At 47.4% G+C, this 5754-nt stretch carries 9 protein-coding genes; 5 read left to right on the top strand and 4 right to left on the bottom strand.

What is annotated here, in order from left to right:
- From QUB06_RS33870 to QUB06_RS33850, 5 genes are all read left to right on the top strand, one after another.
- Positions 1–197, top strand: a 197-nt coding sequence (locus QUB06_RS33870; RefSeq protein WP_333439130.1) for a hypothetical protein, incomplete at its 5' end; no start/stop codon positions are given.
- Positions 191–487, top strand: a complete 297-nt coding sequence (locus QUB06_RS33865) for a glycosyltransferase (protein WP_333322055.1) — start codon at positions 191–193, stop codon at positions 485–487. The genes QUB06_RS33870 and QUB06_RS33865, both read left to right, overlap by 7 nt.
- Before the next feature lie 152 nt (positions 488–639).
- The gene (gene epsE / locus QUB06_RS33860; RefSeq protein WP_333439132.1) at positions 640–1749 is read left to right on the top strand and encodes an exopolysaccharide biosynthesis GT4 family glycosyltransferase EpsE; all 1110 of its coding nucleotides are present in this window, start codon (positions 640–642) and stop codon (positions 1747–1749) included.
- A 63-nt stretch (positions 1750–1812) separates the two neighbouring features.
- Positions 1813–2025 (top strand): hypothetical protein, encoded by a 213-nt coding sequence (locus QUB06_RS33855; RefSeq protein WP_333439128.1) that lies wholly within the window; start codon positions 1813–1815, stop codon positions 2023–2025.
- A 28-nt stretch (positions 2026–2053) separates the two neighbouring features.
- Positions 2054–2446, top strand: a complete 393-nt coding sequence (locus QUB06_RS33850) for a glycosyltransferase family 4 protein (protein ID WP_333439126.1) — start codon at positions 2054–2056, stop codon at positions 2444–2446.
- A gap of 169 nt (positions 2447–2615) precedes the next feature.
- Here QUB06_RS33850 and QUB06_RS33845 read toward each other — a convergent pair whose 3' ends face one another.
- From QUB06_RS33845 to QUB06_RS33830, 4 genes are all read right to left on the bottom strand, one after another.
- Positions 2616–2969 (bottom strand): DUF1257 domain-containing protein, encoded by a 354-nt coding sequence (locus tag QUB06_RS33845; RefSeq protein WP_006635781.1) that lies wholly within the window; start codon positions 2967–2969, stop codon positions 2616–2618.
- A gap of 130 nt (positions 2970–3099) precedes the next feature.
- Positions 3100–4620, bottom strand: coding sequence for a stress-responsive protein Ycf46 (gene ycf46, locus QUB06_RS33840; RefSeq protein WP_333057291.1), 1521 nt, complete (start codon positions 4618–4620; stop codon positions 3100–3102).
- Between the two features lie 107 nt (positions 4621–4727).
- On the bottom strand, positions 4728–5078 hold the full coding sequence (locus QUB06_RS33835) for a hypothetical protein (protein WP_006635783.1): 351 nt from the start codon (positions 5076–5078) through the stop codon (positions 4728–4730).
- A gap of 459 nt (positions 5079–5537) precedes the next feature.
- A partial coding sequence (locus tag QUB06_RS33830; protein ID WP_333439124.1) for a hypothetical protein occupies positions 5538–5754 on the bottom strand: 217 nt, incomplete at its 5' end.

Raw genomic sequence — 5754 nt, 5'->3', positions numbered from 1 at the left:
CCTCATTCTCTCCTGGCGCGGTGGCTCTAGTTCTTCTTTTGCCACCGTTCTCATCTTTGGTTAGTCTAAACTACAATAATTTAGCCGAAATAGTAAGCTTTGCAGGATGGGTAAATCAATCTGAAAATCGGGATTATTACAGGAAAGCCGATATTTTTTGTTTCCCTTCGATCCGAGAGTTTGGCGCGCCGTGGTAATGGAAGCTATGGCTTACGGACTTCCCTGCATAGTTGCCAATAACGGGGATATTGGTGAATACGTGAATGAAGAAACTGGTTTTAAGATAGAGCCGATTTCTAGAGAGTATCTCACCCAGGAGTTGACAAGTAAAATTAAGATGTTGGTAGAAGATGCTCGGCTGCGGGAAAGTATGTCAGCTAAGGCGATGGAAAAAGCCAGAGAATTTGCGTGGGAAAACAAAGCCCTAAAAATCGTCGAGATTTACGAAAAAATGCTCGGTGAGAAAAGTGTTAGTGCATCGACATAGTAGAGCGATATTGTTGAGTTAAAAATTAGAAAGCAGCTAGGAAATGAAGAAAAAATTGGATACTTCATTCCACAATCTTCAGGAGAAACACACATTTTTTACGGGCGGGAGCGACAATTTATTGCAAAACTTGGAATTGAAACAGATTTAGTATCAACTCAACCGCCCCCAGGGCGATCGCTTCTCACGTATGGGCAGAAGAAGCTCAAAAAAATACTGTTTATCTATTTCCCTTGGCTGCGAAAGATTTTATTAACTCATTCGTAGAGGTTCTCAAAGCTGGTCCGGCTGCATGGTGGCAGTGCCTCGCAGTTATTGCCAAAGCGAGAGATACATCATTATCTCAAAAGGTTCGGCTATTGGCATTGGTTTTTGTTGCTGGCAAACTAGCAGGGTTAGCAAGAACAAAAGGTTGGTCGCACATCCACGTTCATTCCTGTGCCAATGCCGCCAGTATAGCCTTATTTAACTCAATTTTTACAGGCTGTACTTACAGTATGACTCTTCACGGGCAAACTCTAGAAGTGTACGGGCCAAATCAGGAACAAAAGTGGAAAAATGCTGCTTTTGCGATCGTCATGTCTCAACTACTTCTCAATGATGTCAAACATAAATTAGCGAACTTTCTTCCCAAACAATTAGCTGTTGCTCCAATGGGAGTTAATATTGCAGAAATTAAACGCAGCAGCCCTTACAAGCCTTGGCAAGAAGGAAGTCAGTGCAAGATTTTTGCTTGCGGCCGCCTCAACCCGGTGAAAGGTCACAAATACTTGATTGAGACGGTAGAATTGCTGCGAAATCGGGGATTTGAGGTGAGGCTGCCAATTGCAGGCGAGGATGAACAAGGGGGCAGCGGATATCACCAATATCTACAAAAAATGATTGAATATAAATCGATGTCCGAATGCGTGGAGCTACTTGGGGCTGTATCGGAACAGGCAATTCGCCAAGGTTTAGAAGAAACTCACGTTTTCGCTTTGGCAAGTTTCAATGAAGGAGTTCCGGTTGCTGTGATGGAAGCAATGGCGATGGAGGTGCCGGCGGTAGTTACTAATGTAGGCGGAACTTCTGAGCTAGTAGATGACGGCGCGGATGCTGTATTAGTCCAATCAGAAAAACCCGAAGAAATGGCAGATGCGATCGCACAGGTACTTCAAAATCTAGAACTTGCTTTGAGCCTCAGTCAGGAATCCGGAAAAAAATCATGGCTAAATTTAGCCACGGCCGCAGTGCAGAAACTTGGAATAACTAACCCGTCTTAGCTAACAGCCAAAGAACAAATTTAATCTAAGATTACATAAATCCAGTTGGGCCCAAAACAAGTTATGCGAATTCTAATTGTTGCTCAGAATGCCTCAACTAAATTCGGCGGCGAGGCATTGCTGCCACTGAACTACTTCAGCATACTTCGCTCGCGCCAAATAGAAACATTGTTAGTAGTTCACGCACGCACACAGGCTGAACTAAAAGCTCTGTTTCCGGCGATCGGGCGATCGAATGCACTTTGTACCAGACACTTGCCTGCACCGGCTGCTTAACAATTGCGGGCGATTTATCCCTGCAAGAGTGAATGAATTTACTTTTGGGCTGTCTCAGGAGAAGTGCGCTATCAAACTGAAACAAGCTGATGCACTGGTGCTGCCGAGTTTGCGGGAATGCGGCGGGGCTGTGGTGATGGAGACAATGGCAGTGGGCTTGCCAGTCATAGCAACGAACTGGGGCGGCCCGACGGATTATATTGATTCCACTTGCGGTATTTTAGTAGAACCGACTTCTAAAGAAGGATTTGTCAAGGGACTGACAGATGCGATGCTCAAGCTCGCTCATTCACCAGAATTGCGGCAGAGTATGGGTTGTGCGGGACGGGAACGAGTCCGGCAGCATTTTGATTGGGAACGCAAAGTCGATCGAATACTTGAAATTTATCAACAAACGATCGACGATTGCCCCAAGCATTAGGTAGGCGACCATTAAAGCATAAAGCAGCAGCTTTCAGGTTGAAAGCTGCTGCTTGGGGGTGCTAAAAAAGTATGTGGCGGCCCAAAGACCCCCTCTACATCCTAGCGATATAAAAACGGGTTAACCCGTTTGTTTGGTTAACCCGCGAGCTGGGAAATTTGCAGATCAATTAGTTTTGCACTACCAGCTTAACGTTGGCATTTTGCAAACCGCGCTGCTTGACTGCTGCCAAGGTCTTGTTAACTGCGTACTTCTGGTTGATGGAGTTGATTAACTCAGTTTGATTGTGCTTTTTGGCGACACCCCAGAGGTCGGCAATCAGGTCAAAGGAACCATCGCTATTGCGAGACCAACCCAGGTCATATTCGCCTTCCAGAATCGCCACGATGTCGGAGCGAACGCGCTGACCGTTATAGCCACGAACATCAGCTTCTGACTTGACTGAAATGCCCAAGTCGCGCAGGGAAGCTTTCAGGATTTCGGCATCGGTGATTTTGGTACGCAGTGTGCTAAAGTGAGACATTGGATTTCCTCCTAATACAACTGAGAGAGAAACAACAACGGTCTGGATTTAACGGTGCCGCTTGGCGGCTCTTGAATCGAACTGCTAGCTGTTGCTAGCCTTTGCTCCTGTTTGGACCAGGAGAAAGCTTTTAGAATTCCATTCGCTGGTATTCAGCGACGGAAGACGCAGCGGGCCGTGCACGCTGTCTAGCCCAATCTCGCAGGGCGGTGACCTGTTCGGTCATTGTTTTAGACAGTGGCATTGTGGATTTAATGGCCGCGATGATGTCTAGCTGCGTAAACTCTCGATCTTGAGCGAAGGCTTCGTACATTGCGGCTACTAGCGCTTGCTCAATCTCTGCACCTGAAAAGCCCTCGGAAACATTGGAAAGTTGCTCTAAATCGAAGCGAGTAATTTCCCGACGGCGCTTTGACAGGTGAATCTTAAATATATCTTGGCGTTCTTCTTTGGTAGGCAGATCAACAAAGAAGAGTTCGTCGAATCGGCCTTTCCTCAAGAATTCTCCCGGCAACCGCTCGATTCGGTTGGCTGTTGCCATTACGAAGACTGGGGAAGTCTTTTCTTGCATCCAAGTGAGGAAGGAACCGAAAATCCGGCTGGAGGTGCCTCCGTCTGAGTCGGCCGAACCAGTGCCTCCTGCAAAGGCTTTGTCTAGTTCGTCGATGAAGAGGAGGGCTGGAGAGATGGATTCTGCGGTTTTGAGGGCATTGCGGAGGTTGGCTTCCGATCGACCCACCATCGAGCCGTCGTAGACTCTACCCATATCTAGCCTCAGCAGGGGCAGTCCCCAGAGGCGGGAGGTGGTCTTAGCAATCAGCGATTTTCCGCATCCGGGTACGCCGAGAATTAACATCCCTTTTGGTTGGGGCAGACCGTATTCTCTCGCCCTTTCTGTAAAGGCGTTGGAACGCTGTCTCAGCCACCGCTTCAGCTCTTCTAAACCGCCGACTGCATCCAGGGTTTCGTCTTCTTCAATGAACTCTAGAATGCCGTTGCGCCGAATTAATTGCTTTTTCTCCGAAAGAACTATGTCTACTTCTTCTTCTGTGAGGCGCCCAGTCGAAACTTGAGCTTTGCGATAAACTTTTTCAGCTTCGTCCTTGGTCAATCCCAAGGCTGCTTTTAAAAGTTTTTCTCGCCCTTCTGTAGTAATGCGTCGCGATTTCGTTTGCTCCAACTGACCAGACAATACTTGGTTTAGTTCCTTCATGTCTGGCAACGCGAAGTCTAATACCACTACTTCCTTTTCTAGCTCGATCGGAATTTGCTGCAAAGGAGACATCAGTATAATTGTCTTTTGCGTTCCTTTGAAGTGGGCGATCGCATCGCGCAACCACCTCGTTACCGGAGGAGAATCTATAAAAGGATGCAAATCTTTGAAAATGTAGATGCTAGCGTTACTGTTGGGTTCTCGCTGCCTGATCACCCATTCAATTGCTGCCTCTGGCGAGACGGTGTTGTGTTGGGTGGTGGTGCGGGGTTGACCATACTCCACAATGCCGTGAGTTACAGTCCAGATAAATACTCGTCGCTGTGGTTTCGCTTGAGCTATTGTCGAAATTGCTTGCTCACACCGCTCTTCCTCGGATGTCACGAGGTAGATCAGAGGATATTGAGCTTGGATTAGAATACTGATCTCTTCTTGCATATTCCTCGACCCACTAGAGACGGTGCTATCTTTGCTGAATCTCAATGCTGCCATTAGCCCTGTTACTGAAATGTTCAGTTTTAGCTTTTTGGGGAAGCAAGGCATTCTTAGCAGGGAACCAATTCTTCCTCTCCCGGTTTGGCCGTGCTGGCACTGACGCCCGACACCTGCTTTACTGGAAGATCCTGTTCAGCCAATACGCTCGGCTGACTTGTTACGGATGCCAGTTCTCCATCTCGCATTACTACTGAACCCGTGCATTCTGGACAGTTGTATACCCGATGGGTTTGTCCGTAGGAGGCTTCTACTTCGTCAACCAGTTCGGGATTTCCTAGGTAGAAGACAATTGCCCTTTCTGCAATTGATGACATCGGTTCAGTTTCGACTGCGGCTCGGATTTTGAGCTGGCGATGCAGTTCTGGTGGAAGATACAATGTAACTTTTTGCTTTTCTTGCATATGACAGTGAATTGACTTACCCGGGTATGTATATCAGATTAGCCGCTTAATTCTTTGCTGTCAAGCCTCTATGCTGCTTTAGCGTCATCTTGTAATATTTCGTTACATTTGAGGTGACTCTGGGGCAGTTAACAACGAAAAAGTTAGGGGTGTAGCTGATGAGGCCGAGGTGCAGCGGCAGGTATGGGTAGCGTCAATCGATTTGAGATTTTAGATTTGAGATTTTAGAGGCGACCCCACGGATAAATGCGGGGGCTCTTCTGATTTTTGATTTTCGATTTTGGATTGATTCCACGGATAAATCACGTGGCGGGTACCACCTTTGAAATTCCTGGTCAAGGACGATCGACCAACTATAAATATCAACAATAGATATAGCCTTTCTCAGTAACATGAGGTGCTCTGGCGGGCATAGGGCATAGGGCATAGGGCATAGGCATAGGACAAAGCCCCCATACCTCACAACGCTTGAGAACCGCTATATATAGGAGTAGGGCCAACAAATTCTTTGAGTCGCCATCTGTGGTAAGGTGCACCAGCAGCACCCAGCCCGCTCATGAGTGCGCCGTAAGCGCCGGTGGACTCAGTACACAAGGAAGTTACTAAGGAATGAGAATTAAATAACTTCCACAAGATTGTGGGATGGGCGTCCCGCCCGTCCTTTTTGGACGGGCGG

This window comes from Microcoleus sp. D2_18a_D3 (assembly GCF_036702455.1).
Taxonomy (GTDB): domain Bacteria; phylum Cyanobacteriota; class Cyanobacteriia; order Cyanobacteriales; family Microcoleaceae; genus Microcoleus.
Note: the sequence above shows the minus strand (reverse complement) of the source record. Positions and strands in the feature narration are given on the sequence as shown.

Bases quoted from the DNA above. Each gene is read 5' to 3' on its own strand.
- ycf46 (WP_333057291.1), bottom strand. From the start codon at position 4,620: ATGCAAGAAGAGATCAGTATTCTAATCCAAGCTCAATATCCTCTGATC.
- QUB06_RS33855 (WP_333439128.1), top strand. From the start codon at position 1,813: ATGCGAATTCTAATTGTTGCTCAGAATGCCTCAACTAAATTCGGCGGC.
- QUB06_RS33835 (WP_006635783.1), bottom strand. From the start codon at position 5,078: ATGCAAGAAAAGCAAAAAGTTACATTGTATCTTCCACCAGAACTGCAT.
- QUB06_RS33845 (WP_006635781.1), bottom strand. From the start codon at position 2,969: ATGTCTCACTTTAGCACACTGCGTACCAAAATCACCGATGCCGAAATC.